This window comes from Flavobacterium sp. 3HN19-14, assembly GCF_051373205.1.
GTDB lineage: Bacteria > Bacteroidota > Bacteroidia > Flavobacteriales > Flavobacteriaceae > Flavobacterium.
This window is the reverse complement of record NZ_JBPPZT010000001.1, coordinates 1,173,476-1,195,844: the sequence shown is the minus strand read 5'-3', so window position 1 is coordinate 1,195,844 and position 22,369 is coordinate 1,173,476. Positions and strand designations below refer to the sequence as shown.

Sequence of the window (22,369 nt, the reverse complement as noted above, 5' to 3'; positions counted from 1 at the left end):
TTTTGCGCAAATGAAACGTCTTGATTCTTGACTCTCTGATTCTTTTCTCAAAAAATGACCCTTAAAATCAACCTAAAAAACAATCATTTTATTCTGCATCCTACCGGAACTATCTTTTGGGAAGAAAAGAAAATGCTCTTGATTTCTGATGTTCATCTTGGAAAAGTCAGTCATTTCAGGAAACACGGAATGGCCATTCCCGGAAATGCAATTTCGAAAAATTTTGAACAATTAAACACGGCATTGGATTTCTTCAATCCGTCGATTGTGGTTTTTTTAGGCGATTTGTTCCACAGCAAAATCAATAATGAATGGGGTTTGTTTGAAGATTGGGTTTCAGGAATTGCTGCTGAAATTATCCTTGTCGCAGGAAACCACGATATTCTAGACGAAAGGCATTTCGAGAAAATCGGCATTAAAATTTTCAGCGAGATTGAAACGGATGGTTTTTTATTTACCCATCATCCCGACGAACGAGACAATCTTTTCAACTTCTGTGGTCACATTCATCCCGGAATAAAAATTTACGGAATTGGAAAACAATCTTTGAAACTGCCGTGCTTTTTCCAAAAAGAAAATCAAATGATCCTGCCTGCTTTTGGCGAGTTTACCGGAAATTATTTCTTAGTGCCTGCTGAAACCGATATTGTTTATGCTGTGACGAAAGACGAAGTGATTGTTGTGGCGAAAAATTAAAATCAATGTGTCTTGTTTGTCCCGTAATTCCATCCAAAACTTTAACAATTTTTACGGCATTGCCGTAACCAACAAATTTAATTTTTTCGTAGGGTGCAATCGCCCCTCCCCTTATGGCAAAATACAATTTTTTGCGACACCTTGTATTGCGGGAATGCCGTAAAAATTCTTAAAGTTTTTTGTACAGAAATTGATTTCACACCAATTCAAAGTTACACCAAAATTTGAAATTTCAACTGCAAAAAACCTTCAATCACAGCACATAGAAAACAAACTAAATTACTATCTTTGAGCAACTTAAAACCTATTTATATGAAAATAACTTTACCCATTTTATTATTATTGGCTATAAATATGCAGGCGCAATCTTACCTGTATGCACTCAACGGAAATGCAAATGCCAATAATCCGCAGCAGGACGGCGTCATTTACAGAATGTATGAAATGTATGTCCCGGAAACGGTTTTTGACCAATCTGCTGCTGGTTTTGACAAAACCTGGGACATTTCGGCATTCACGACAATCCCGAACCAAAGTAAATATTACATGAATTCTCTGCCGACGGCCGATGAGCAAATTGAATTTCAAGGCGCCACAATCAAAACTTCAGGCTATCTTGTAACCCTGGAAACTATAATTTAGACAGTGAAGAATATCAATCTTCCAACGGATTGATGAGTTATGCCGATTCTAATTTCATACTTTCTTACACCGACCATGGCGATTACGGTTCGTTTCCGCAGGCGTATGGCGATTTGCATGTTGACAATGTTGCCGGCAATTATACCTATGGTGATTATTCCGGGACATTTGCCGGAACGATGATTACCGAAGTCGACGCCTATGGCGATATGATCACGAGCGAAGGCACTTTTGATGTCACCCGCCTGAAAACCGTCCAGACCTTGCAACTTAGTTATGCAGGACTGGGCATTGTAGGAATGTTGTCGCAAACCACCTATCGCTATTACCGTGAAAGTGATTTGTGGCCGTTGGTGAAATCAACTAACAATGTATTGACAGTAGGCTTGTTGGGCATCAATTCTGACACAACCCAAATCGAAAAAGCACCGGCAGCGATAATGCTTTCCGCAAATAATCCGCTTCATAAAAATGAGGTTGCAATAACGCCCAATCCGGTTGGCAGTACTGCGGAAATTGTTGCAGCCGGTCAAAATGTGATTTCTGTGGTTATCACTGATATTTCGGGAAAAATCGTATTCTCAGGAAAAGGGACTCCGATTTTAAATTTAAGCAACTTGACATCCGGAAATTATATTGCAAAAATTGAAACGCAAAATGGTGTTTCCTTTAAAAAAATCATTAAGCAATAATTGAATTAGCCGCGAATTACACGAATTTCCACAAATTCTATTCGTGCTAATTCGTGTAATTCGTGGCTAATCTTTTGTAATCCAGACAAGTCTTAAGCCTTAAACTTCAAAGGCAAATGCACCACTTTCTTCGTCTCGAAAAACGGATCTGAAAAAAAATCAGCAATATTATATTCTGTAGACTTCGGAAAATCCTTGAGCTCTTGAGTCAAATCGCCGCCTTTGAGATATAATATTCCGTTTTTGAGCTCGTGTTTATTTTGCTTTTTGATTTTATCGCTGATCCATGAGACGAAATCAGGCATATTCGTAACGGCGCGGCTTACAATGAAATCAAAATCGCCTTTGACATTTTCGGCACGAATTTGCTCGGCTTTTACGTTCTTCAATTCCAACGCTTCGGCAACGGCTTTTACAACGTTTATTTTTTTCAGGATCACATCAATCAGGTAAAATCGTGTTTCGGGAAATAAAATCGCAAGCGGAATTCCCGGAAAACCACCACCAGTTCCAACATCAAGCACATAGGTACCCGGCTCAAATTGCTGGATTTTTGCAATGGCAAGCGAATGCAGCACATGTTTTGTATACAACTCGTCGATATCCTTGCGCGAAATGACGTTGATTTTTGCATTCCAGTCGTGATACAAGGCTTCGAGCATTTCAAATTGATGTTTCTGTGTATCAGTCAGGTTGGGAAAATAATCCAGAATGGCTTTCATTTCGTAAATTTTAATATCGTTCGTTTCGGCCTATCGCCCGAAGTCACAAAAGTAATCATTTTAGTGATGAAATTTTTGCCGCTTTTCACCGTTTACATGCTATAGAATATTTACCTTTGACAGCGCTTTTGCGTATTAAATAAAATTTATGAATACCACAATTCCGACATTCTCAAAACAAGACAGCTTAAAATTTTTCAGGACACTGAACTCAAGGGTTAACAGCTATTTTAAAGACAATAACATCCAAAAAACCGGCAACTGGAAAATACATCTTAAAGCGGTAATCATGTTCATCATTTTCCTGACGCCGTATTTTTTGATTTTAACTATTGACATGCCGTTTTGGTTGATGTTGCTTCTGTCAATCGTTATTGGCGTTGGAATGGCGGGCGTCGGAATGAACGTAATGCACGATGGCAATCACGGTTCCTACTCCAACAAAACCTGGCTCAACAAAATTATGGGTGGCAGCATTTATGTGCTTGCCGGAAATGTTTACAACTGGCAGGTACAACACAATGTCTTACACCACACTTACACCAATGTTCACGGGCATGACGAAGATTTGGATGCCGGACGCGTAATCCGATTTACACAAGATGCGAAGTGGTATAAAATCCATAAATTCCAGCATTATTATTCGGTTTTCCTTTACGGATTGCTGACTTTCAACTGGGCGATTACGACTGATTTCAAGCAGATGCGCAATTATCTCAAACGCAAATTGTCATATGGCGAACCGCAAAGTCCGGCTAGATTGTGGACGGTTTTGGTGATTACAAAAATCATATACATCTCGATTTGGCTCGTATTGCCAATGATTTTAGGCATTACCTGGTGGAAAGTTTTGGTTGGATTTTTCGCCATGCACTACACCGCCGGATTGATCTTAAGCATCGTATTCCAATTGGCGCATGTTGTTGAAGAAACTGCCAATCCGATTCCGGATGAAAATGGCGAACTGGAAAATGCATGGGCCATTCACCAACTATACACAACGGCGAATTTCGCTCCGAAAAACGCAATCGTAAATTGGTTCACCGGCGGGCTGAATCACCAGATCGAGCACCATTTATTCCCGCACATCAGCCACGTGCACTACGGAAAAATCGCTGAAATCATCAAGCAAACTGCAAAAGAATGCAACCTGCCGTACCATGAATTCAAAACCATGCGCGGCGCCGTAATTGCCCATTTCAAACATTTGAAAGAACTTGGCCAAAACCCGCAACTCGCCTAAAATATTTAACTGCAAACCCAATAATAATTGACGGATGCAGTCGTTGCATCCTTTGAAAAACCAACACAATGAACCCATTATCGGAAAGGATTAACAACTTATCAACTTCACAAACACTTGCCATGGCGGCTTTGGCAAGAGAATTAAAAGCCCAGGGAAAAGACATCATCAGCTTAAGTTTGGGCGAACCCGATTTCAATACGCCCGATTTCATTAAAGAAGCGGCGAAACAAGCCATCGACGACAATTACAGCACTTACACACCTGTCGACGGTTATGCAGATTTGAAAGACGCCATCTGCCGAAAATTCAAAAGAGACAATAATTTAGATTACAAGCCTGCCAACATCGTAGTGTCTACCGGTGCGAAGCAGTCGCTTTACAATATTGCGCAAGTGATGCTGAATGATGGCGACGAAGTAATTTTACCTGCTCCATATTGGGTAAGTTATTTCGAAATCATCAAATTATCAGGCGGTGTTCCGGTAGAAGTGCCAACATCGGTTGAATCAGATTTCAAGATTACACCAGAACAACTCGAAAAAGCCATCACGCCTAAAACCAAAATGATCTGGTACAGCTTCCCTTGCAATCCGTCAGGTTCTGTTTACAGCCGCGAGGAACTGACCGCTTTGGCGAAAGTATTAGAAAAATACCCGAATATTTATGTAGTTGCCGATGAGATTTACGAGCACATCAATTTCTCAGGCACTTTCTGCAGCATCGCTTCTATCCCGGGCATGTTCGAAAAAACGATTACCGTGAACGGCGTTGCAAAAGCTTTCGCGATGACAGGCTGGAGAATCGGCTACATCGGCGCACCCGAATTCATCGCAAAAGCCTGTACAAAAATGCAGGGACAAGTGACCAGCGGCGCCAACAGCATCGCACAGCGCGCCACTATCGCTGCCGTCGACGCAGACCCAAAAGTGTTGGGCGATATGGTCAAAGCATTCCACCAAAGACGCGATCTGGTAGTTGGATTGATCAATGAAATCCCGGGATTGAAATTGAATGTTCCTGAAGGTGCTTTCTACGTTTTCCCTGATGTTTCTTCATTCTTCGGAAAAACATTGCGCGGCACCGAAATCAAAAATGCAGATGATTTTTCGATGTATTTATTGGGAGAGGCAAATGTAGCAACCGTAACCGGAGACGCTTTCGGAAACCCGAACTGCATCCGTTTGTCTTATGCAACAAGCGAAGACCAACTTAAAGAAGCCATCAAAAGAATCAAAGAAGTTTTAAATTAGTCGAAAGCTTAAAGTCGAAAGTTTGAAAGTCTTGATATAAATAACAACAAATACCGGAGTTCTAATTGACTTCGGTATTTGTTTTTAGCGCCATCTCTTTCGACTTTTGACTTTCGACTCAAAAATATCAAAATGTCAAAAATCTTACTTTTAGGCTCTGGCGAACTCGGCAAAGAATTCGTCATCGCAGCACAAAGAATCGGCCAGACCGTGATTGCCGTTGACAGTTACGAAAATGCTCCGGCAATGCAAGTTGCGCATGATTTTGAAGTCATCAATATGCTCGACGGCGCCGAACTCGACCGCATCGTTGCCCAACACAATCCGGATTTTATCGTGCCTGAAATCGAGGCCATCCGCACCGAACGTTTTTACGATTACGAAAAGCAGGGCATTACCGTAGTACCCTCCGCGAAAGCGGCTAATTTTACGATGAACAGGAAAGCGATTCGCGATCTGGCCGCCAAAGAACTCGGCTTGAAAACCGCCAATTACCGCTATGCAACCTCATCGGATGAATTGAATAAAGCAGTTGCTGAAGTCGGCATGCCGTGTGTCGTCAAGCCTTTGATGTCTTCATCAGGAAAAGGCCAATCGACCATCAAAACGGAAAGCGATATCGAAAAAGCATGGAATTACGCCGTTGAAGGCTCTCGTGGCGATGTCGTTGAAGTGATTGTCGAGGCTTTCGTGAAATTCAATTCTGAAATCACTTTATTGACCGTTACCCAAAATAACAATCCGACATTATTCTGCGCGCCGATCGGGCACCGTCAGGAACGCGGCGACTACCAGGAAAGCTGGCAGCCGGCAAGAATTTCCGATAAAGATTTATACGAAGCGCAGGATATGGCCGAAAAAGTGACCGAAGCCTTGGGCGGTGCCGGACTTTTCGGCGTAGAATTTTTCCTCGCAGATGATGGCGTTTATTTCTCAGAATTGTCGCCAAGACCGCATGATACCGGAATGGTGACTTTAGCCGGAACGCAGAATTTCAATGAATTCGAATTGCATTTGCGTGCGATCCTGAGCCTTCCGATTTTCGAAATCAAATTAGAGAAAACCGGTGCAAGTGCTGTGGTATCAGCTTCAGAAAACAGCGAAAATCCAACTTTTGACGGCCTCGAAAAAATTGCCGCCTTACCTAAAACCGATTTTCGTATATTTGGGAAACCAACTTCAAGACCGTATCGCAGAATGGGCGTTGCTTTGACAAATGATTCGCTCGAAACACCGGTTGAAGAAGTGACAGAAAGGGCAATAGCCGCCGCAAAATTAATAACCGTAAAATCTTAATATTATGAAAAACCTGATCATCGTAGCCGTACTGTTTATCACCAACATGCTGTGCGCTCAAAAAGTAACCAATAAAGTCGTTGATGTAGCCTGCGGCGAATGCAAATTCGGCATGAAAGGCGACGCTTGCGACATGGCGGTAAAAATCGACGGAAAAACCTATTTCGTTGACGGCGCAAAAAAAATGGAAGCTTATGTTGATCCGCACGCTAAAAACGGATTCTGCAATGCCGTAAGACAGGCGACAGTTTCGGGCGAAATTGTGGGCAATCGTTTTAAAGCGACGTCTTTCGAGCTAGTTGCTGAAAAGCCCAAAGCGAAAAGCAAATAAGCCGTCTCGAACGGAAGAAGACCAAGAGTCAAGAATCAAGATTTTGCGGCAAACTGCAATCTTGATTCTTGACTCTTGGTTCTTTTATCTTATACCAATTCCCGAATCACCTTCGCCGGATTGCCAACTGCCAATACATTATCCGGGATATCTTTTGTGACAACCGAACCCGCGCCAATTGTCACGCCATTGCCAATCGTTACGCCCGGGCAGATTACGCTGTTTCCTCCTATCCAGCAATCATTGCCGATTTTTACGGGTTTCGAGCTTTCAGCAGTGCGCCTTTCAACCGGGTCAAGCGGATGTGTTGCGGTGTAAAGATGAACACCCGGCCCAAAAACACATTATCGCCGATATCGACGCGCATCGTATCCAAGACCACACAATTCACATTAAAATAAACATTTTCGCCTGAATGAATGTTGTAGCCGTAATCGCAATGAAACGGCGGCTCGATATACATTTTGCGGTTCGCGTTCGGCATCAACTCGCGAATGATGGCACGCGCATTTCCGTTGGCGATATATTCGGTGACGTTGAGGCGGTGCAGCAGTTTTTTTGCACGAAGCCTTTCGGCGGCGAGTTCTTTGTCATTGGCGAGATAGGACGCGCCGTCGAGCATTTTTTGTTTTTCAGATTTCATTTTGTTGCGTTGCGAAGTTTCAGAGTTGCAAAGTTACAAAGTTGTACAGGATTGCGCTCAACTTTGTAATTTTGAAACACTAACCTAAAACCAACCACATGAGCAACCTGACCTTCAACCGCATCAATACCGTACTTTCAGAAGAAGATTTGGCTACAATCAATACCCACATTGAAGCACTGCTGGAAAAACTTCCCGCAATTGGCATGACGCCTGCAGAACGCAAATCCTTTCGCGGGATGAACGTGCATAACAAAGCCTATGCGAAAGATTGCATCAACATGCTAAAAATGAACGGTGCTGAGACCATGCCTTCCTACATCAATATAGAAAACCTCATCGCTGATTATGAATTGTTCGAACAACTTGACAAGATCAAATCGCGTTTAAAGACTGCCTTATCTTATGTCGAAACTGCGCAACGTATCACCGGGAAAGAGGCTTATGACATGACGCGCGCTGTCCATGATTTGTACGGAATTGCTGCAGATTCGGGTGTTGCCGGAGCTAAAACTTCTTATGATAAGCTATCGGAGCGTTATGAGAAGCAAACCGGCAGGAAGAAAGGCGCAAAACTCCCCTAAAATCATAAAATCTAAACATTTTTTCATTTTAAAGTGAATTAAATTTACTTTAAAATGAATTTTATACATTTTAAAAAGTATTTATTTCATTTTTTTATATAATTAATTTATTTAAAGATGAATTAATTACATTTATAAATGAAATAAATTCATATATTTAAAATTTAAATTCATCTTTATGTCAATTAATATAAATTTTGGCGCTTTGCTGACTGATCACATTGCGAAAAATAAGGTTTCAAAGACAGCACTCGCCGACGTATTAAAGATTTCGTCATCTAATCTCGAAGCACGCCTTAAAAGGACATCTATCCAGGCTGATGTATTGTTAAAGATTTGCGATGCACTGAATCATAATTTCTTTGCAGATATTGCCGCTTTGATGCCTGTAGAATTTTCCACTAGCACGAATCCCGATATCACAAAAGATGAACGGATTGCAGAACTGGAACTTGAAGTGAAGATGCTGCAGCGGGAACGGGATGTTTTGAGTGGGGTTATTAGCGGGAGGATGGGGTAGTTTTGTGATTTGATGTTTGAATTTGGAATTTTTGCTATGAAAAACTTAACTTCGTAACTTAGTTAACTAATTATGGAAAACGATATAAGATGGGAGCAACGCTTTTCAAATTTTGTAAAGGCAGTCGACAAATTAAGCCAATCTGTAAAATACATCCAAAAGAATTTTAATTATGAAGAATCTCAGGATGATAAAATTTTGGATGAAATGATAAAAGAAGGTCTTATCCAAAGATTTGAATATACCCACGAATTGGCCTGGAATGTGATGAAAGATTATGCAGAATACCAGGGCAACGCTAACATTGGCGGATCAAGAGATGCAACCAGGGAAGCTTTTCAGTTAAAGCTGATCACAAACGGACAGATATGGATGGATATGATTAGTAGCCGCAATAAAACTTCACATACTTATAACGAAGCAACTGCTAATGAAATTTATGATAAAATATTAAATGATTATTATCTGTCTTTTATTGAATTCAAAAATTCTATGGAAGATAAAAGAACCGGAAAACAGGAAGATCTTTTTTGATAAATGATAAATACAGGATTAAATATTTCAGATATACAAAAAATTCAATCTGTATTGAATTCTTACGCAGAGATAGAGAAAGCTATCCTATTTGGTTCACGGGCAAAGGGCAGTTATAAACCTGCCTCTGATATAGATTTAACGTTAGTCGGTCAAAATTTAAATCTCACTATCCAACAAAAAATAGAAGGCAAACTTGATGATTTGTTATTGCCGTACAAGTTTGATATATCCATTCATCATACAATTTCAAATGCAGCCCTGTTAGATCATATTGAAAGGATTGGAATTACACTTTATCACAAAGAAAAAGCGAACCGCTAAAGGAACTTAATACCCCTGCATAAAAATCCGCCCTAAAGCGGATTTTTACATTTTATAACTCAGGTATTAAGTAGCGCAGCCTCTCAGCCACTAACCTACTTCTTCCCAACAGCCTTATTATCAAACGCCGTAATATCAATCACTTCCTCCGGATCCAGGTCAAACGAAATGGTCACGCTGTCGCCCGGCATCGTAACCGGTAATTCATTCGACATTTGGGACGCACCGACAAAAATATTCGGGTAATCTTTCACTGTAAAATAATAAAAACTGTTGCCGTTTTTCACATCGCTGTGGATTCTGGTAACGATTGATTCAAGCGTTTTCCTGTTGGCCGCACTTGTCGAATTCACGCGGTTATCTGCCATATTATAGACATTCTTGAACGAAGACAGCGTTTCGCGCATCGTGTTGCCAACACCCACAATCGTATAATCGCTGATGGCCACCATGGCGTACATTTTTACGAGTCCGCCGTCGTCTTTAAGGGTCATGACATAAGTCGGAATGTTGTTGATGATGTATGGAATCGGCAGCGAAGATGAATAGCCTTTCTCCTGCACTTTTCCTTCCGCCGAACTTCTGGCGGCCAATTCTGTTGCGCCGCTTTGTTTGTAAAAATGCGTTTCCTTCGTTCTGGTATCCACCAAAACAAAACCTACGTTCGATTCTTCCTTCCCGACAGATGAAACGCCGGTGTACCAATAGGAACGGTGGTCCTGGCCGTAAACCAGCGTCAGGTCTTCAGTTGTAGTAAGCTTGTCTTCTTTTGACCAATTCCAATAACCATGAACGAGGTCGCCCCAATCGTCGAGCTGCTCAATCACAAAACGGATCGGCTGCGCACGGTCTACCCAAAGCGGCATATTTTTAGTCGAATATTGCTGGATGGCACCGGTTTGTGCATCGACAACCAAAACGCCTGTAGCATTGTCACCGGAAAAACCGATTTCTTTTTGATAAGTAGTTACGATCCAGAATGGCTTTCCGCTATCGTCAATTTCAAACTGGTAATCTGCCAAGCCGGTGCTTTCATAACCATTAAAATATACGTGCCTTTCGATTTGCGAACCGAAGAAAGCTTCGGGCTGGAATTTGATTTTTAATGGCGCTCCGGCATTTTGCATAATCAGCCTTACATCGCGTTCGTTGGTTGCCGAAACCATGACGTAACCCGGCGTACCTTCTGAATTTTTATACCATTTAAAAAATCCGGTGTGTAGTAATGGCGCGACCCAGAACAATTCGTTATTGACTTTTTGTATCGTAAAATCGCCCAATTCGACCTGGCTGCCCAAGGCCGTTTGAGAACCGAGGATTTTCTCTCCTAATAAATGCGCCAATGGTTCATCAACTACGCGTATTTCGTCAATCGAAATCGGTGCGATATGGTGAGAAAGGTCGGTGCCGTTCTTCACTTCGCCAATCATACTGCGATAAGCTTCAGCATGAAGCATCGTAGCGCTCGTAACCAAAGGCAGCACTGTCATGTATAGAACCAACGCAATTGCAATAATGTAAAAGAAGCGCGGCGGCACAGAAACCAAAGTCACTTTTTTAAATTCCGGCGCCACTGAAAACCTTGTGCGCAAAAACATAATCAGAATGACGAGCAGCAAAAGCATCACCGGCAACTGCAGGAAGCCGTAGTTGAGCACGGGCATGCCGAAATAAAAGAACAAAAATGCAACGAAAAGAATCAGCGCAATGCGGGTAATATTCTTCATAAATTAGGTTTTTGGTTTAGGCAATTAGTCGTTAAATGCAGGCAAAGTTACAGGATTTGCGTTGGCTTTTTTAGACTGGCGGAATTTTACCGGCGTGGTCACCGCATTCTTTCTGAAGAAACGCGTAAAATAGGAATAATCGTCAAAACCGATATCGTCTGCAATGGCGTTGACAGACAAATCCGGAATGCATTAACTGCCGCTTGGCTTCGAGAATAAGGCGCTCGGCAATAACTTGCGTAGCAGTTTTCTTCAAAGGTTTCCTGACAAATGCGGTTCAGGTGTTTTAAAGTGATATTCAATTTTGAAGCGTAAAACGACGCAGATTTCTCACTCCTGAAATGTGTTTCAAGCAATTGCGAAAACTGTTTGATTTTGCTGTTGTAAGTATGCAAGCCATGGGACTGGAATTGAAAATGCGACATCATTTCAATATGAATGCAATCGAGGATATTGAGGGTTTTATCCTGCCGGAAGGGCTGATTTTCCTGAGAAACTTTCACCAGTAAATTAAAATAGCTTTCAATTTCCGGCAGCAATTCACCAGCAATCAAGAGCTGCGGATTGGCATTATGCATTTCATAAAAAGGATACTCTTCAAGCCTTTTATTCCCGAAATACCAATTGTAAAGTGACGATGAAAAAATGACAATGTAACCTTCAATATCGGCAGACAATTCCCAATTGTGCATTTGGCCGGGCTGTAATACGAAAAGACTTCCTGAATGAACTTCAAAAACATCAAAATCGACTTCATGCTTTCCTGAGCCATTTGTGAAAAACACCAGCAAATGCGAATCATGACGATGCGGCTGCTCGACGAAAGGATGCGTTTTGAGGTGCTCTCCGAACGTGTTGACATATAATTCTGCATCTGTATGGCGGCAGCTGAAATTTTCTACACTGTAAACTGGAAATGTTTTCATGTCTTTTTTGTGCTGTTATTGGCGAAAATCCTGTTATAGAAAATTGGCAAGTCAATTGTAAATTTGTAGCATAAAAATAGCAATAAAATGTCACACTCCATCTTTCATATCTTAAAAAATGAATGTCCGAATTGTCACAAAGGAAAAGTATTTCAGGACAGCAATATTTTCTTCAATATTGGCTTTCCGAAAATGAACGAACATTGCAGCCATTGCCATTATAAATTCGAAAAAGAACCGGGTTATTTTTTTGGCGCGATGTACCTCAACTATGGCATTACAGTCGTTGAAGGCTTGTTTACTTACTTTCTCGCCCGCCCATTTTTCAGCGAAACTTTCGATTTGAAGATTTTCCCTGTGATTGCAGTCGTGATTTTGGCATTGTGCTCTTTCAACATCCGGTTTTCAAGATTGCTGTGGATTTATATGTTCAAGAATTACCACGTTTGATTTGGGCATTCGCAATGACGTCGAATAAAAATTTAACATTCTGCAAATCGGCGGCTTAATTTTCAATTTTAGGGAAATTTTTAGATTTCATGCTTTATTTTTGTTGAAAAGCCAAAATCGAAAGCCAAATGAAACTGCTGATTGTTGAAGATGAACCCAATTTATTGCCGGTAATCCGCAGGGGATTTTCAGAAAATAACCACGATGTCAGCGCCGCTATGGACGGAATGACTGCCTTGACGATGGTCGAAAACCACCATTTCGACGCGATCATACTCGACTTGATGCTGCCCGACATCAACGGAATTGAAATCTGCAAACGCCTTCGCGCTGCCGGAAATTTCACTCCGATTTTAATGCTGACTGCACTCGCCAGCACCGAAAACGTCATCACCGGACTCAACGCCGGCGCCGATGATTATCTCGCCAAACCTTTCAAATTTTCAGAACTGGAAGCGCGGATTATGGCATTGTTGCGCCGTTCCGGACAAGAACATCGCCAACCGGATACAATCACGATTGATGATTTAGAGATTGATATGAAATCGAAAATGGTGCGACGCGGGAATGATTTGATTCAGCTTACCGCTAAAGAACTTCGACTGTTGTATTTTCTGGCACGCAACTCAGAATCGATTGTGTCGCGCGAACAAATCCTCGATAATGTCTGGGATATCAATTTTGACATGAGCACCAATGTCGTCGATGTTTACATCAATTACCTTCGGAAGAAAGTCGACAAACCCTACGAAAATAAACTCATCCACACCATAAAAGGACTGGGTTATACGCTGAAATCATAGCCCATGCAAATCCGGAAAAGAATTACGATTACTTATGTCACGCTGTCCGTACTGAGCACTTTGCTGCTCTGCGTGGTCGTTTTTGTATTATTCCGCCAGAACAACCGCTATTATTTCGTGAAAAGGCTGCAGGATCGCGCCAAAATCGTGGCGTCAATTCACTACCAGGAAGATCCCGAAAAGGCGGATTATTACCGCAGATTGAAATCTGAAGGCCTTGAAGAATTGATCGACGAAAATGATTTTGTGCTGAAAGTCAACGACGGAAAGACCTTCGAATACAACACAGAATTGCAATTGCCGCACGAATTCTATTCCGAAGTCATGCAGCAAAAAAGCGGTCTCATTGTCGAAGGCAGCCGTTATTTTTACGGGCAGATTTTTGAGGAGCGCGGACAAAAATACATTGTCATTATTACCGCAAAAGACCGCCGCGGGCACATGAGTTCGTTATATATCGTGCGGATTTTATTTTTCGGCGGCATGTTTTTTATCCTGCTGGCGTATTTCCTCGGAAGATTTTTGGCGAAACGCGTCATCAATCCCGTAGCGCGAATTACCAAAGAAGTGAAGCGAATCAGCGCTTCGAATTTACACAACCGTTTGCCTGACAGCGAAAATTTTGACGAAATTTCAGATTTGACGCATACCTTTAATGATATGCTCGACCGATTGGAAACGTCGTTTGAGATACAGGCAAATTTCATCAACAACGCTTCGCACGAACTTAAAACGCCAATTACGACTATCATCGCGGAGGCAGAAATTATGCTTTCTAAAACCCGTAATCCGGAACAATATCAGGAAGCTTTACAAAATATCCACAGCCAGGCATCGCGTTTGGGAAGCCTGACAGAAAGCCTTCTTAAATTGACGCAAACCGGTTACGACGGGCAAAAACAAGTGCAGGACGTGGCGCGCATCGACGAATTACTGATGGACGTCAAACAGGATTTGGACAAATTATATCCCGAAAATAAAGTCATTTTACGCCTTGACGATTTGCCTGAAGACGATGATTTACTGCTGATTTCGTGCAATAAGCCATTGTTGGAACTGGCACTTTCCAACATCATTTCAAATGGCATGAAATATAGCAATAACGAAACGGTTTTTGTGTCGTTGGCTGCGGATAAGCAATACATTTCGGTTTCGATTGCAGATATCGGAATTGGCATTCCCGCAGAAGATATTCCGCATCTTTATGAACCATTTTTCCGCGGAAAAGAAGCGTCTCGCTTCAACGGTTACGGCCTCGGCTTACCGCTCGCGATGAAAATCATCCGCATGCACAAAGGCGATATCAAAGTGCAGTCGCAGCCAGAAAAAGGCACGATTGTGACGATTTCGTTCCAACATTAAAATTTCTAATTTTCATTCTAAGGAAATTCTAATGCAGGTTTAAGGCCTTTCTAATGTGGGCGCAATTATTTTGTAAGTGTAATCTAAAACACTTACTTATGAAAAATGTACTCATCCCGACGACGCTTCTGCAAGATACTTTACAGGCAGTCAAAATCGCCATGGCGCAGGCCGAAGGCGAAAACTGCAGCATTATTTTACTATTCCTGAAAGACACGCCTGACACGGCTTCGGCGGCATTCTGGCTGCGCGATATGCAAACCGAACTGACGCCATTGCAGGAAGAGATTTTGGATAAATGCCAGGAATTGGCTGCTTCATTGCCGAATTGCAGCTTAAAAATCCAATACCAATATGGGTTGACCAGTCCGCTGTTGCGCAATTTCCTCGAAAACAAATCCATCGGATTAATTATCCTTCCTGAAACTTTTACGAAGTCCGAAAGAGAAATCAACCGCCACAGCCTTCGTTTGCTGGCCAATTGTAAATGTCCGATTTTACAACTGGCAACCGATTATGAGGAACACCGTTTCGCGAAAGCGCTATATCTTGAAAATGAAGATTCGAATGTAAGGGCGAAAGACGTGCCGAAAATGCTCAACGGCCATTTCTCCTTCCGGATTGTGAGCCAGGCAAAAGTTATCAAAACCGAAAATCACGAGGAAATGACGCCTGTACTTTTGGAAACCATCTACAAAAACGGCATCGATTTGCTGATTGAAACGCGTAAACCCGGAAAAATCCGCTTGACGAAAAAGACAAAAAAGTCATTCAACGAACATTTCGGATTGCCCGTTCTGTCACTTTGTGAGCCTGTTTATTAATTATTGAATTTTAAAAATTATGTTGCTAAAGAAAAAAATTCCCATGAAATATGTCTTGGGAAAAATCAGGACTGAATTGATTTTATTGACCGTATACGCTGTATCGTTCTCTGTCTTGCATTACTTTTACGGATCACTCGCGCTTGAAATTCCGATTGCCATTCCGACGATTGTGGGAACTGTGATTTCGCTTTTGCTGGCTTTCAAATCCAATCAGGCGTATGACCGCTGGTGGGAAGCGCGCATCGTTTGGGGCGGAATTGTCAATGATTCTCGATCACTTTTACGACAAATCATTTCTTTCTATAAAGACCCCGATTTTTCAGATGAAGCTAATAATTTCAAGGAAGGTTTTGCCAAAAGACAAGCGGCGTGGTGCTACAGTTTGGCGCAATCGCTTCGCGGAAAAGACCCGATTAAACCTGTGAAATCTTTGTTGAATGACGAAGAATTGCAATTTGTAAAACGCTACAAGCACGTACCTAATGCGATTTTAATGCTGCATGCAAAGGCGCTGACAAGAGCCACGGAAAAAGGTAAATTGAACACATTTCAGCAAGTTGAAATTGACAATACTTTGACGAGATTATGTGATTCTATGGGAAAATGCGAGCGCATCAAGAATACGATTTTCCCGACAACTTATAGTATGTATATTCGTTTTACGCTTTGTCTGTTCATTATTTTATTGCCATTCGGGGTCGTACAGCATTTGGGCTGGTTACAAATTCCGGTGATTGTGACTTTGGGTGCGGCATTCTTTTTAATAGAAAAAATGGCGATTCATTTGCAGGATCCATTCGAAAGCCGCCCGACTGACACGCCGATGACTGCGATTTCGAATAATATTGAAAACAATTTGTTGCAGATGGTGAATGAATTCCGCGATGAATATGAAGATGAGATTCCGGAAAATAAATCGAAACTGCATCATATTCAACCGATGGCGAATGCTTATTTTGTGTTGTAAAACCTGTCTTCGCAATGGATTAGTGATGAAAATACAGGACAAGGCTCAATCCAAAATATTTTGAAAAATCAATAGTCATAAAATCACACTAAATTTTTAACAATTTTTACGGCAATCCCGTATCCGGGTAATTTGATTTTTTCGTAGGGTGCAATCGCCCCTCCCCTGTAGGCAAAATACAATTTTTCCCGACACGTTGTATTGCGGGTTTGCCGTAAAAATTGTTAATGTTTTTCCGCATATGAATTTCATCCATTATTTACGACAACGCTTTAAATTTCGAACTCCCAACCATTCACTAAAATCACTATTTTTGTCGTAATAAACAAAACGACAATTTATGAAAGCATATGTATTTCCAGGTCAGGGCGCGCAGTTCACAGGAATGGGCAAAGACCTTTACGACAACTCCGATTTAGCAAAAGAATTATTTGAAAAGGCCAACGAAATCCTGGGTTTCCGCATCACCGATATCATGTTCGAAGGTACAGCCGAGCAGTTAAAAGAAACGAAAGTTACGCAACCTGCTGTATTCTTACATTCCGTAATCCTTGCCAAAACTTTGGGCGAAGATTTCAAACCTGAAATGGTGGCCGGACATTCATTAGGTGAATTTTCTGCTTTGGTGGCCAATGGCGCGCTATCATTTGAAGACGGATTAAAGCTCGTTTCACAACGCGCATTGGCGATGCAAAAAGCCTGTGAAATTACACCTTCAACAATGGCTGCAGTTTTAGGATTAGAAGACAAAATCGTTGAAGACGTTTGCGCTTCGATTGATGGCGTGGTTGTGGCTGCAAATTACAATTGCCCCGGGCAGTTAGTGATTTCGGGCGAAACCTCAGCGGTAGAAAAAGCCTGCGAAGCGATGAAAGCAGCAGGTGCAAAAAGAGCATTGATTTTACCTGTTGGCGGGGCATTTCACTCGCCGATGATGGAACCGGCCAGAGAAGAATTAGCGAAAGCAATCGAAAATACAAATTTTTCGAACCCTATCTGTCCGGTTTACCAGAACGTAACTGCAAGCGCTGTTTCCGACCCGACAGCAATCAAGAAAAACCTGATTATACAATTAACCGCGCCTGTAAGATGGACACAATCCGTGCAGCAAATGGTGAAAGACGGTGCGACTTTATTTACCGAAATCGGTCCGGGAAAAGTTTTGACCGGATTGGTGAATAAAATTGACAAAGAAGTTGAAACTGCGAATGTTTAGCCGGGTCTTTATAGTTATTCTGTTTTTGATTTCCTTTCATGGAAAAGCACAAAACATTTTTCCGGAGAAATTCAGCGGTTGCAACACCGATCATTTTGTGATGGAGCGCGACACGACGAAAGCAAAGATGTCTGCGGAAGAGCTGGTTAAAGGAATCACACAGCATTTTCAGTTCGGAACGTGGTTGAAAAAATCCGTGGTGTGTTGCGGCTTCAGGTAATTGTTGATATTGACGGAAGTTCCTGCCTGATCAGTGTGGAAAACAAAACCAACATCAAAACATCAAAATTGGATCTCAAAACCAATGTCGATAAAAATCTGATTTGGGGAAAGCAAGCCGAGAAAATATCACCGCTCATTGTCCTGAATTTTACCGGCGACAATGTTGTCGTTACCAGATTCGGGCTCGGAAAACAAGGCATCCATGAATTAAAACAATAAAAAAATCCCAATAGCAATATTGGGATTTTTAATTTATCATTATCAGAAATGATCAATTTTCAATAGCCCTGATTTTCTTTTCCCATTTCCAGGCAGAATCGATGGCATTTTCGAGCGACAATTGCGCTTTCCAACCGAGAACTTCATTGGCTTTTTTCGTATCCGCGTAAGCCTCGATTACGTCGCCTTCTCTTCTATCGACAATTTTATACGGCAATTTTTTACCGCTTACTTTTTCAAAAGCATTGATGACTTCTAAAACTGAACTTCCGGTTCCAGTGCCAAGATTGAACGTTTCTACTTTTTCTAAATTCTTATTATTTAGCAGTCTTTGCAAAGCGATTACGTGCGCTTTCGCCAAATCTACTACATGAATATAATCGCGGATGCAAGTGCCGTCCGGCGTCGGATAATCTGACCCGAAAACAGACAATTCTTTTCTCAATCCAGCGGCAGTTTGCGTAATGAACGGAACAAGGTTCTGCGGAACACCGATCGGCAATTCGCCAATTGCAGCCGATTCATGCGCACCAACCGGATTAAAATAACGCAGTAAAACCGACTTGATGCCGCTTACTTTCGCTGCGTCTTTGATGATCTCCTCACCAATTTGCTTCGTATTTCCGTAAGGCGACATTGCAGGCTGTATCGGTGCATTTTCGGTAATTGGCATCGCTGTAGCCTGACCGTAAACCGTGCAAGACGAACTGAAGATAAAACTGGCTTCTATTTTTTCGGCCAATTGTTGCAAAATATAAACGAGTGTTTCCAGGTTATTTTCGTAATACAACAGCGGATTTTCGACACTTTCACCAACCGCTTTTGACGCTGCAAAATGAATCACTCCGGAAACGTCATTGTGCCTTTTGAAAAAATCCTGTACAGCAGCTTTTTCCCTTAAATCGATATTTTCAAATAAAGGTTTTTTCCCGGTAATGCTTTCGATGCCGTTGAGCACACTTTCGTCGGCATTGGAAAGATTGTCGATTACGACCACTTCGAAGCCTTTATTTTGCAATTCGACTACGGTATGCGAACCGATGAAGCCAAGGCCTCCGGTAACTAAAATTTTCATGGGGTTGTATTTATGGTTGTTTTGGCTTTGTCTTTTTTATGGCCCAACATCAGCGCGCGTGTTCCGAAAAAAGCAATCAGGAAAACGACGATAAAAATGATGAAGGCTTTGTATTTTTCCCAGAAAACTTTCATCTTATTTGTTTAAGAATTCCAAAACAGCATCTGTGATGAATTTAATTTGCTCATCATCCAATTCAGTATGCATCGGCAGCGAAATCACTTCCTGAACCAACCGGTTCGTAATCGGGAACAACGCTTCCATATACCTTACATCAAGATAAGCTTTCTGTAAATGCAGCGGAATCGGGTAATAAATTGCACACGGAATGCCTTTATCAAGCAAATGCTGCATCAGTCCGTCGCGGTCAGCACCGATAATTCTTAGAGTATATTGGTGGAAAACGTGCCCGTCATTAATATCTTCGACTTTCGGCGCGATGATGTTTTCATGCGAACCCAACGCTTCAGAATATTTTCTGGCAGCTTCCTGACGGGCTTTGTTGTATTCGTCGAGTTTTGGCAATTTCGCATTCAGAACTGCCGCCTGAACGCTGTCCAATCTTGAATTTACGCCGACTACATCATGATGGTAACGAATATACATCCCGTGATTTACAATCCCGCGAATGATGTGCGCAAGCTCGTCGTCATTGGTAAAAATCGCACCCCCATCACCGTAACAACCTAAATTTTTAGATGGAAAAAATGAAGTCGAAGCAACGTGCCCAATCGTTCCGGCTTTCTTTTTAGAACCGTCAGAAAATGTGCAATCAGCGCCAATCGCTTGTGCATTGTCTTCAATCACATATAAATTATGCTCGTTCGCCAAATCCATAATCGCCTCCATATTCGCGGCGCGGCCAAATAAATGCACCGGCACAATCGCTTTGGTTTTTGGCGTAATGGCTTTCTTAATGGCGTCAAGCGAAATGTTCATCGTGTCTTCTTCAACATCTACCAAAACCGGCGTGAGTTGCAACAAAGCGATAACTTCAACGGTTGCGGCGAAAGTGAAATCGGCTGTGATGACCTCATCGCCGGGTTTCAAACCCAATCCCATCATGGCGATTTGAAGCGCATCGGTCCCGTTGGCACACGGAATTACGTGCTTTACGCCCAGATAATCCTCAAGGTTTTTCTGGAAAGTGTGCACTTGCTGCCCATTGATGTAAGTGTTGGTGTCGAGCACTTCCTGAATCGAAGCATTGACGGTTTCTTTTATATTTTCGTATTGCCCTTTCAGGTCAACCATCTGGATTTTTTTCATTTGAAAGTGTATTAAAATCACGCAAAAATAAGAATTAAATGACAGTCGGGCAATGAATTTAAGTTTATCTGTGTAATTTAGCCAATCAAAATTTCAGGCATGATTTTTCTTTATAATCTGGTCGTAATCCTCGCTTCGCAACTGGTGGAAATCGTGGCATATTTCAGTCCGAAAATCAGGCTTTTCGTAGATGGAAGGAAAGACGTTTTCACCATTTTATCCGAAAAAATCAAGCCTTCAGACAAAACAATCTGGCTGCATTCGGCTTCTTTGGGCGAATTCGAGCAAGGGCTTCCGGTGATTGAAAACTGCGTGAAAAATTCCCAACTCATAAAATCATCGTGACTTTTTTTTCGCCTTCAGGTTATGAAATCCGGAAGAATAATACCGTTGCCGATTTGACGATTTATTTGCCTCTGGACACGAAATCCAATGCAAAAAAGTTCCTTGAACTCGCACATCCGGACATGATTTTCTTCATCAAATATGAATTCTGGCCAAATTACCTTAACGAAATTAAAAAGCAGAATATCCCAACTTATTTGATTTCAGGAATTTTCAGGGACAATCAGGTTTTCTTCAAATGGTACGGCGGATTTTACCGAAAAGCACTAAAGGCTTTTTCCCACTTTTTTGTACAGAATGAAAGCTCGAAAAAACTACTACAAGAAATCGGTTTTAACAATGTAAAAATCGCTGGCGATACGCGCTTTGACCGCGTAATGAAAATCCTAGAACGCAACAATTCATTGGATTTCATCGAAAATTTCAAAGCCGGAAAACTGACAATTGTCGTTGGAAGTTCGTGGCCTAAAGACGAAAGCCAGCTGATCGATTTCATCAACAACAATCCGTTTGGCGTAAAATTCATCATTGCGCCGCACAATGTAAAACCTGAGCAAATTGAGGAATTGAAAAACAGCATTTCGAAAAAAACGGTTTTGTTTTCCGAAAAAGAAAATCAGGATTTATCCGGTTGCGACGTTTTTATTGCGGACACAATTGGTATTCTGACGAAAATCTACAGTTATGGCGATATCGCTTATGTTGGCGGCGGATTTGGCACTTCGGGATTGCACAATATTCTGGAACCTGCGACTTTCGGGATTCCGGTAATTATTGGCCGAATTATAAGAAATTTTCTGAAGCTGTTGCGCTGGTCAATATGGGCGGATGCATTTCTGTAAAAGACAAAAAAGAACTTGAAGAAACGCTTTCATTATTAATCCAAAACGAAGATGAAAGGCTTGAAAAAGGCCACATTTGCAGCACTTTTGTAACAATGAACAAAAATGCGACACCAATCATCATGAGCCATATCGAAAATGATTTCGTTTAAACCCATCGAAAATACCGACATTCCGGAACATCGTGAAAATGATGCAGGATTTTTATGCAATTGACGGTTATCCGATTGATCCGGAAAAATCGAAACGCCTTTTTGAGGAATTTATTTCGAACGAAAACCTCGGAAAGTCGTGGTTGATTTACGAAGCAGAAAAAATCGTCGGCTATACAATCCTGACCTTTTTATTCAATTTTGAATACGGCGGGAAAATTGCTTTCATCGACGAATTGTATTTAACCGAAGCTTCCCGCGGAAAAGGAATCGGCAAAAAAGCAATGCAATTTATCAAAGATGAAGCCGCCAAATTATCGTTAAAATTGCTTTATCTCGAAGTTGAACCACACAATTCAGACGCACAAATGCTTTATCTTGCGGCCGGTTTTGAGCTTCACAACCGCAATATCATGAAATATAAAGTGATAATTTAAAAAAATAAACCATTAAGATATTAAGGTTTTTGTTCTTAATAAACTTATTG

25 protein-coding genes and 2 pseudogenes are annotated in these 22,369 nt (G+C 41.6%); 20 read left to right on the top strand and 7 right to left on the bottom strand.

The genetic code is table 11. The annotated features are described in order from the left end of the window. Window positions 1-54 precede the first annotated feature (54 nt). The 3 genes from pdeM to ACSLFW_RS06250 all read left to right on the top strand — a co-directional run bounded on the left by pdeM (window position 55) and on the right by ACSLFW_RS06250 (window position 2,030). Entirely contained in the window at window positions 55-696 is a 642-nt protein-coding gene (gene pdeM / locus ACSLFW_RS06260; RefSeq protein WP_436555068.1) for a ligase-associated DNA damage response endonuclease PdeM, read from the top strand. A gap of 312 nt (window positions 697-1,008) precedes the next feature. Further along, a complete protein-coding gene (locus ACSLFW_RS06255; protein ID WP_436555067.1) occupies window positions 1,009-1,338 on the top strand; it encodes a hypothetical protein in 330 nt (109 codons plus the stop codon). A gap of 32 nt (window positions 1,339-1,370) precedes the next feature. Beyond that, complete coding sequence (locus ACSLFW_RS06250) at window positions 1,371-2,030, top strand: T9SS type A sorting domain-containing protein (RefSeq protein WP_436555066.1); 660 nt, start codon at window positions 1,371-1,373, stop codon at window positions 2,028-2,030. Between the two features lie 92 nt (window positions 2,031-2,122). On the opposite strand, the gene rsmG is transcribed toward ACSLFW_RS06250, so the two are convergent. After that, window positions 2,123-2,752, bottom strand: a complete 630-nt coding sequence (gene rsmG, locus ACSLFW_RS06245) for a 16S rRNA (guanine(527)-N(7))-methyltransferase RsmG (protein ID WP_436555065.1) — start codon at window positions 2,750-2,752, stop codon at window positions 2,123-2,125. A gap of 148 nt (window positions 2,753-2,900) precedes the next feature. On the opposite strand from rsmG, the gene ACSLFW_RS06240 reads away from it, so the two are divergent. The 4 genes from ACSLFW_RS06240 to ACSLFW_RS06225 all read left to right on the top strand — a co-directional run bounded on the left by ACSLFW_RS06240 (window position 2,901) and on the right by ACSLFW_RS06225 (window position 6,875). Beyond that, complete coding sequence (locus ACSLFW_RS06240) at window positions 2,901-3,995, top strand: fatty acid desaturase family protein (RefSeq protein ID WP_436555064.1); 1,095 nt, start codon at window positions 2,901-2,903, stop codon at window positions 3,993-3,995. A 68-nt stretch (window positions 3,996-4,063) separates the two neighbouring features. Then, window positions 4,064-5,248 carry a pyridoxal phosphate-dependent aminotransferase gene (locus ACSLFW_RS06235; RefSeq protein ID WP_436555063.1) on the top strand — a complete coding sequence of 395 codons (1,185 nt, stop codon included), beginning with the start codon at window positions 4,064-4,066 and terminating at the stop codon, window positions 5,246-5,248. Window positions 5,249-5,380: 132 nt separating this feature from the next. Then, window positions 5,381-6,544 carry a formate-dependent phosphoribosylglycinamide formyltransferase gene (gene purT / locus ACSLFW_RS06230; protein ID WP_436555062.1) on the top strand — a complete coding sequence of 388 codons (1,164 nt, stop codon included), beginning with the start codon at window positions 5,381-5,383 and terminating at the stop codon, window positions 6,542-6,544. Window positions 6,545-6,548: 4 nt separating this feature from the next. Then, window positions 6,549-6,875, top strand: a complete 327-nt coding sequence (locus ACSLFW_RS06225) for a DUF6370 family protein (protein ID WP_436555061.1) — start codon at window positions 6,549-6,551, stop codon at window positions 6,873-6,875. A gap of 89 nt (window positions 6,876-6,964) precedes the next feature. Here the strand turns inward: ACSLFW_RS06225 and ACSLFW_RS06220 are convergent. Continuing rightward, a pseudogene (locus tag ACSLFW_RS06220) lies at window positions 6,965-7,518 on the bottom strand (sugar O-acetyltransferase). 98 nt (window positions 7,519-7,616) lie between these two features. On the opposite strand from ACSLFW_RS06220, the gene ACSLFW_RS06215 reads away from it, so the two are divergent. The 4 genes from ACSLFW_RS06215 to ACSLFW_RS06200 all read left to right on the top strand — a co-directional run bounded on the left by ACSLFW_RS06215 (window position 7,617) and on the right by ACSLFW_RS06200 (window position 9,480). Continuing rightward, a complete protein-coding gene (locus ACSLFW_RS06215; RefSeq protein WP_436555060.1) occupies window positions 7,617-8,102 on the top strand; it encodes a hypothetical protein in 486 nt (161 codons plus the stop codon). Between the two features lie 178 nt (window positions 8,103-8,280). Beyond that, window positions 8,281-8,622 (top strand): helix-turn-helix domain-containing protein, encoded by a 342-nt coding sequence (locus tag ACSLFW_RS06210; protein WP_436555059.1) that lies wholly within the window; start codon window positions 8,281-8,283, stop codon window positions 8,620-8,622. A gap of 72 nt (window positions 8,623-8,694) precedes the next feature. After that, window positions 8,695-9,156, top strand: coding sequence for a nucleotidyltransferase substrate binding protein (locus ACSLFW_RS06205; RefSeq protein ID WP_436555058.1), 462 nt, complete (start codon window positions 8,695-8,697; stop codon window positions 9,154-9,156). Window positions 9,157-9,159: 3 nt separating this feature from the next. After that, on the top strand, window positions 9,160-9,480 hold the full coding sequence (locus ACSLFW_RS06200) for a nucleotidyltransferase domain-containing protein (RefSeq protein ID WP_436555057.1): 321 nt from the start codon (window positions 9,160-9,162) through the stop codon (window positions 9,478-9,480). A 95-nt stretch (window positions 9,481-9,575) separates the two neighbouring features. Here the strand turns inward: ACSLFW_RS06200 and ACSLFW_RS06195 are convergent, their stop codons facing one another. Both ACSLFW_RS06195 and ACSLFW_RS06190 read right to left on the bottom strand, forming a co-directional pair. Next, window positions 9,576-11,207, bottom strand: a complete 1,632-nt coding sequence (locus ACSLFW_RS06195; RefSeq protein ID WP_436555056.1) for a hypothetical protein — start codon at window positions 11,205-11,207, stop codon at window positions 9,576-9,578. 98 nt (window positions 11,208-11,305) lie between these two features. Continuing rightward, window positions 11,306-12,133, bottom strand: coding sequence for an AraC family ligand binding domain-containing protein (locus tag ACSLFW_RS06190; protein WP_436555055.1), 828 nt, complete (start codon window positions 12,131-12,133; stop codon window positions 11,306-11,308). Between the two features lie 87 nt (window positions 12,134-12,220). Here ACSLFW_RS06190 and ACSLFW_RS06185 point away from each other — a divergent pair, with 87 nt between their 5' ends. The 7 genes from ACSLFW_RS06185 to ACSLFW_RS06155 all read left to right on the top strand — a co-directional run bounded on the left by ACSLFW_RS06185 (window position 12,221) and on the right by ACSLFW_RS06155 (window position 18,199). Then, window positions 12,221-12,583: a DUF983 domain-containing protein gene (locus ACSLFW_RS06185; protein ID WP_436555054.1), complete on the top strand. Its 363-nt coding sequence runs from the start codon at window positions 12,221-12,223 to the stop codon at window positions 12,581-12,583. 128 nt (window positions 12,584-12,711) lie between these two features. Continuing rightward, complete coding sequence (locus tag ACSLFW_RS06180; RefSeq protein WP_436555053.1) at window positions 12,712-13,386, top strand: response regulator transcription factor; 675 nt, start codon at window positions 12,712-12,714, stop codon at window positions 13,384-13,386. 3 nt (window positions 13,387-13,389) lie between these two features. Next, entirely contained in the window at window positions 13,390-14,748 is a 1,359-nt protein-coding gene (locus ACSLFW_RS06175; RefSeq protein ID WP_436555052.1) for a HAMP domain-containing sensor histidine kinase, read from the top strand. 98 nt (window positions 14,749-14,846) lie between these two features. Next, a complete protein-coding gene (locus tag ACSLFW_RS06170) occupies window positions 14,847-15,572 on the top strand; it encodes a hypothetical protein (RefSeq protein WP_436555051.1) in 726 nt (241 codons plus the stop codon). A 43-nt stretch (window positions 15,573-15,615) separates the two neighbouring features. After that, window positions 15,616-16,542, top strand: coding sequence for a bestrophin family protein (locus tag ACSLFW_RS06165; protein ID WP_436555050.1), 927 nt, complete (start codon window positions 15,616-15,618; stop codon window positions 16,540-16,542). A 340-nt stretch (window positions 16,543-16,882) separates the two neighbouring features. Further along, window positions 16,883-17,758 (top strand): ACP S-malonyltransferase, encoded by an 876-nt coding sequence (gene fabD / locus ACSLFW_RS06160; protein ID WP_436555049.1) that lies wholly within the window; start codon window positions 16,883-16,885, stop codon window positions 17,756-17,758. Between the two features lie 180 nt (window positions 17,759-17,938). Beyond that, window positions 17,939-18,199, top strand: coding sequence for a hypothetical protein (locus ACSLFW_RS06155; RefSeq protein ID WP_436555048.1), 261 nt, complete (start codon window positions 17,939-17,941; stop codon window positions 18,197-18,199). Between the two features lie 52 nt (window positions 18,200-18,251). Here the strand turns inward: ACSLFW_RS06155 and galE are convergent, their stop codons facing one another. From galE to ACSLFW_RS06140, 3 genes are read right to left on the bottom strand one after another with little or no spacing between them, the layout of a single operon-like run. Then, window positions 18,252-19,274, bottom strand: a complete 1,023-nt coding sequence (gene galE / locus ACSLFW_RS06150) for a UDP-glucose 4-epimerase GalE (protein WP_436555047.1) — start codon at window positions 19,272-19,274, stop codon at window positions 18,252-18,254. Next, window positions 19,271-19,408: a hypothetical protein gene (locus ACSLFW_RS06145; RefSeq protein WP_436555046.1), complete on the bottom strand. Its 138-nt coding sequence runs from the start codon at window positions 19,406-19,408 to the stop codon at window positions 19,271-19,273. Before ACSLFW_RS06145 ends, galE begins: the two co-directional genes overlap by 4 nt. A gap of 1 nt (window position 19,409) precedes the next feature. Next, window positions 19,410-20,543: a DegT/DnrJ/EryC1/StrS family aminotransferase gene (locus tag ACSLFW_RS06140; protein ID WP_436555045.1), complete on the bottom strand. Its 1,134-nt coding sequence runs from the start codon at window positions 20,541-20,543 to the stop codon at window positions 19,410-19,412. A gap of 99 nt (window positions 20,544-20,642) precedes the next feature. Here ACSLFW_RS06140 and ACSLFW_RS06135 point away from each other — a divergent pair. Both ACSLFW_RS06135 and ACSLFW_RS06130 read left to right on the top strand, forming a co-directional pair. After that, window positions 20,643-21,882: pseudogene (locus ACSLFW_RS06135) on the top strand (3-deoxy-D-manno-octulosonic acid transferase). A gap of 38 nt (window positions 21,883-21,920) precedes the next feature. Next, window positions 21,921-22,319: a GNAT family N-acetyltransferase gene (locus tag ACSLFW_RS06130; RefSeq protein WP_436555044.1), complete on the top strand. Its 399-nt coding sequence runs from the start codon at window positions 21,921-21,923 to the stop codon at window positions 22,317-22,319. Window positions 22,320-22,369 lie beyond the last annotated feature (50 nt).

Excerpts from the sequence above, each read along its gene's own strand:
- ACSLFW_RS06255 (WP_436555067.1), top strand. The coding sequence starts at position 1,009 with ATGAAAATAACTTTACCCATTTTATTATTATTGGCTATAAATATGCAG.
- pdeM (WP_436555068.1), top strand. The coding sequence starts at position 55 with ATGACCCTTAAAATCAACCTAAAAAACAATCATTTTATTCTGCATCCT.
- ACSLFW_RS06205 (WP_436555058.1), top strand. The coding sequence starts at position 8,695 with ATGGAAAACGATATAAGATGGGAGCAACGCTTTTCAAATTTTGTAAAG.
- fabD (WP_436555049.1), top strand. The coding sequence starts at position 16,883 with ATGAAAGCATATGTATTTCCAGGTCAGGGCGCGCAGTTCACAGGAATG.
- ACSLFW_RS06180 (WP_436555053.1), top strand. The coding sequence starts at position 12,712 with ATGAAACTGCTGATTGTTGAAGATGAACCCAATTTATTGCCGGTAATC.
- ACSLFW_RS06210 (WP_436555059.1), top strand. The coding sequence starts at position 8,281 with ATGTCAATTAATATAAATTTTGGCGCTTTGCTGACTGATCACATTGCG.
- ACSLFW_RS06175 (WP_436555052.1), top strand. The coding sequence starts at position 13,390 with ATGCAAATCCGGAAAAGAATTACGATTACTTATGTCACGCTGTCCGTA.
- ACSLFW_RS06200 (WP_436555057.1), top strand. The coding sequence starts at position 9,160 with ATGATAAATACAGGATTAAATATTTCAGATATACAAAAAATTCAATCT.
- ACSLFW_RS06190 (WP_436555055.1), bottom strand. The coding sequence starts at position 12,133 with ATGAAAACATTTCCAGTTTACAGTGTAGAAAATTTCAGCTGCCGCCAT.
- ACSLFW_RS06225 (WP_436555061.1), top strand. The coding sequence starts at position 6,549 with ATGAAAAACCTGATCATCGTAGCCGTACTGTTTATCACCAACATGCTG.
- ACSLFW_RS06240 (WP_436555064.1), top strand. The coding sequence starts at position 2,901 with ATGAATACCACAATTCCGACATTCTCAAAACAAGACAGCTTAAAATTT.
- ACSLFW_RS06170 (WP_436555051.1), top strand. The coding sequence starts at position 14,847 with ATGAAAAATGTACTCATCCCGACGACGCTTCTGCAAGATACTTTACAG.
- ACSLFW_RS06130 (WP_436555044.1), top strand. The coding sequence starts at position 21,921 with ATGATGCAGGATTTTTATGCAATTGACGGTTATCCGATTGATCCGGAA.
- ACSLFW_RS06235 (WP_436555063.1), top strand. The coding sequence starts at position 4,064 with ATGAACCCATTATCGGAAAGGATTAACAACTTATCAACTTCACAAACA.
- ACSLFW_RS06250 (WP_436555066.1), top strand. The coding sequence starts at position 1,371 with ATGAGTTATGCCGATTCTAATTTCATACTTTCTTACACCGACCATGGC.
- ACSLFW_RS06145 (WP_436555046.1), bottom strand. The coding sequence starts at position 19,408 with ATGAAAGTTTTCTGGGAAAAATACAAAGCCTTCATCATTTTTATCGTC.
- rsmG (WP_436555065.1), bottom strand. The coding sequence starts at position 2,752 with ATGAAAGCCATTCTGGATTATTTTCCCAACCTGACTGATACACAGAAA.
- ACSLFW_RS06140 (WP_436555045.1), bottom strand. The coding sequence starts at position 20,543 with ATGAAAAAAATCCAGATGGTTGACCTGAAAGGGCAATACGAAAATATA.
- galE (WP_436555047.1), bottom strand. The coding sequence starts at position 19,274 with ATGAAAATTTTAGTTACCGGAGGCCTTGGCTTCATCGGTTCGCATACC.
- ACSLFW_RS06165 (WP_436555050.1), top strand. The coding sequence starts at position 15,616 with ATGAAATATGTCTTGGGAAAAATCAGGACTGAATTGATTTTATTGACC.
- purT (WP_436555062.1), top strand. The coding sequence starts at position 5,381 with ATGTCAAAAATCTTACTTTTAGGCTCTGGCGAACTCGGCAAAGAATTC.
- ACSLFW_RS06185 (WP_436555054.1), top strand. The coding sequence starts at position 12,221 with ATGTCACACTCCATCTTTCATATCTTAAAAAATGAATGTCCGAATTGT.
- ACSLFW_RS06195 (WP_436555056.1), bottom strand. The coding sequence starts at position 11,207 with ATGAAGAATATTACCCGCATTGCGCTGATTCTTTTCGTTGCATTTTTG.
- ACSLFW_RS06215 (WP_436555060.1), top strand. The coding sequence starts at position 7,617 with ATGAGCAACCTGACCTTCAACCGCATCAATACCGTACTTTCAGAAGAA.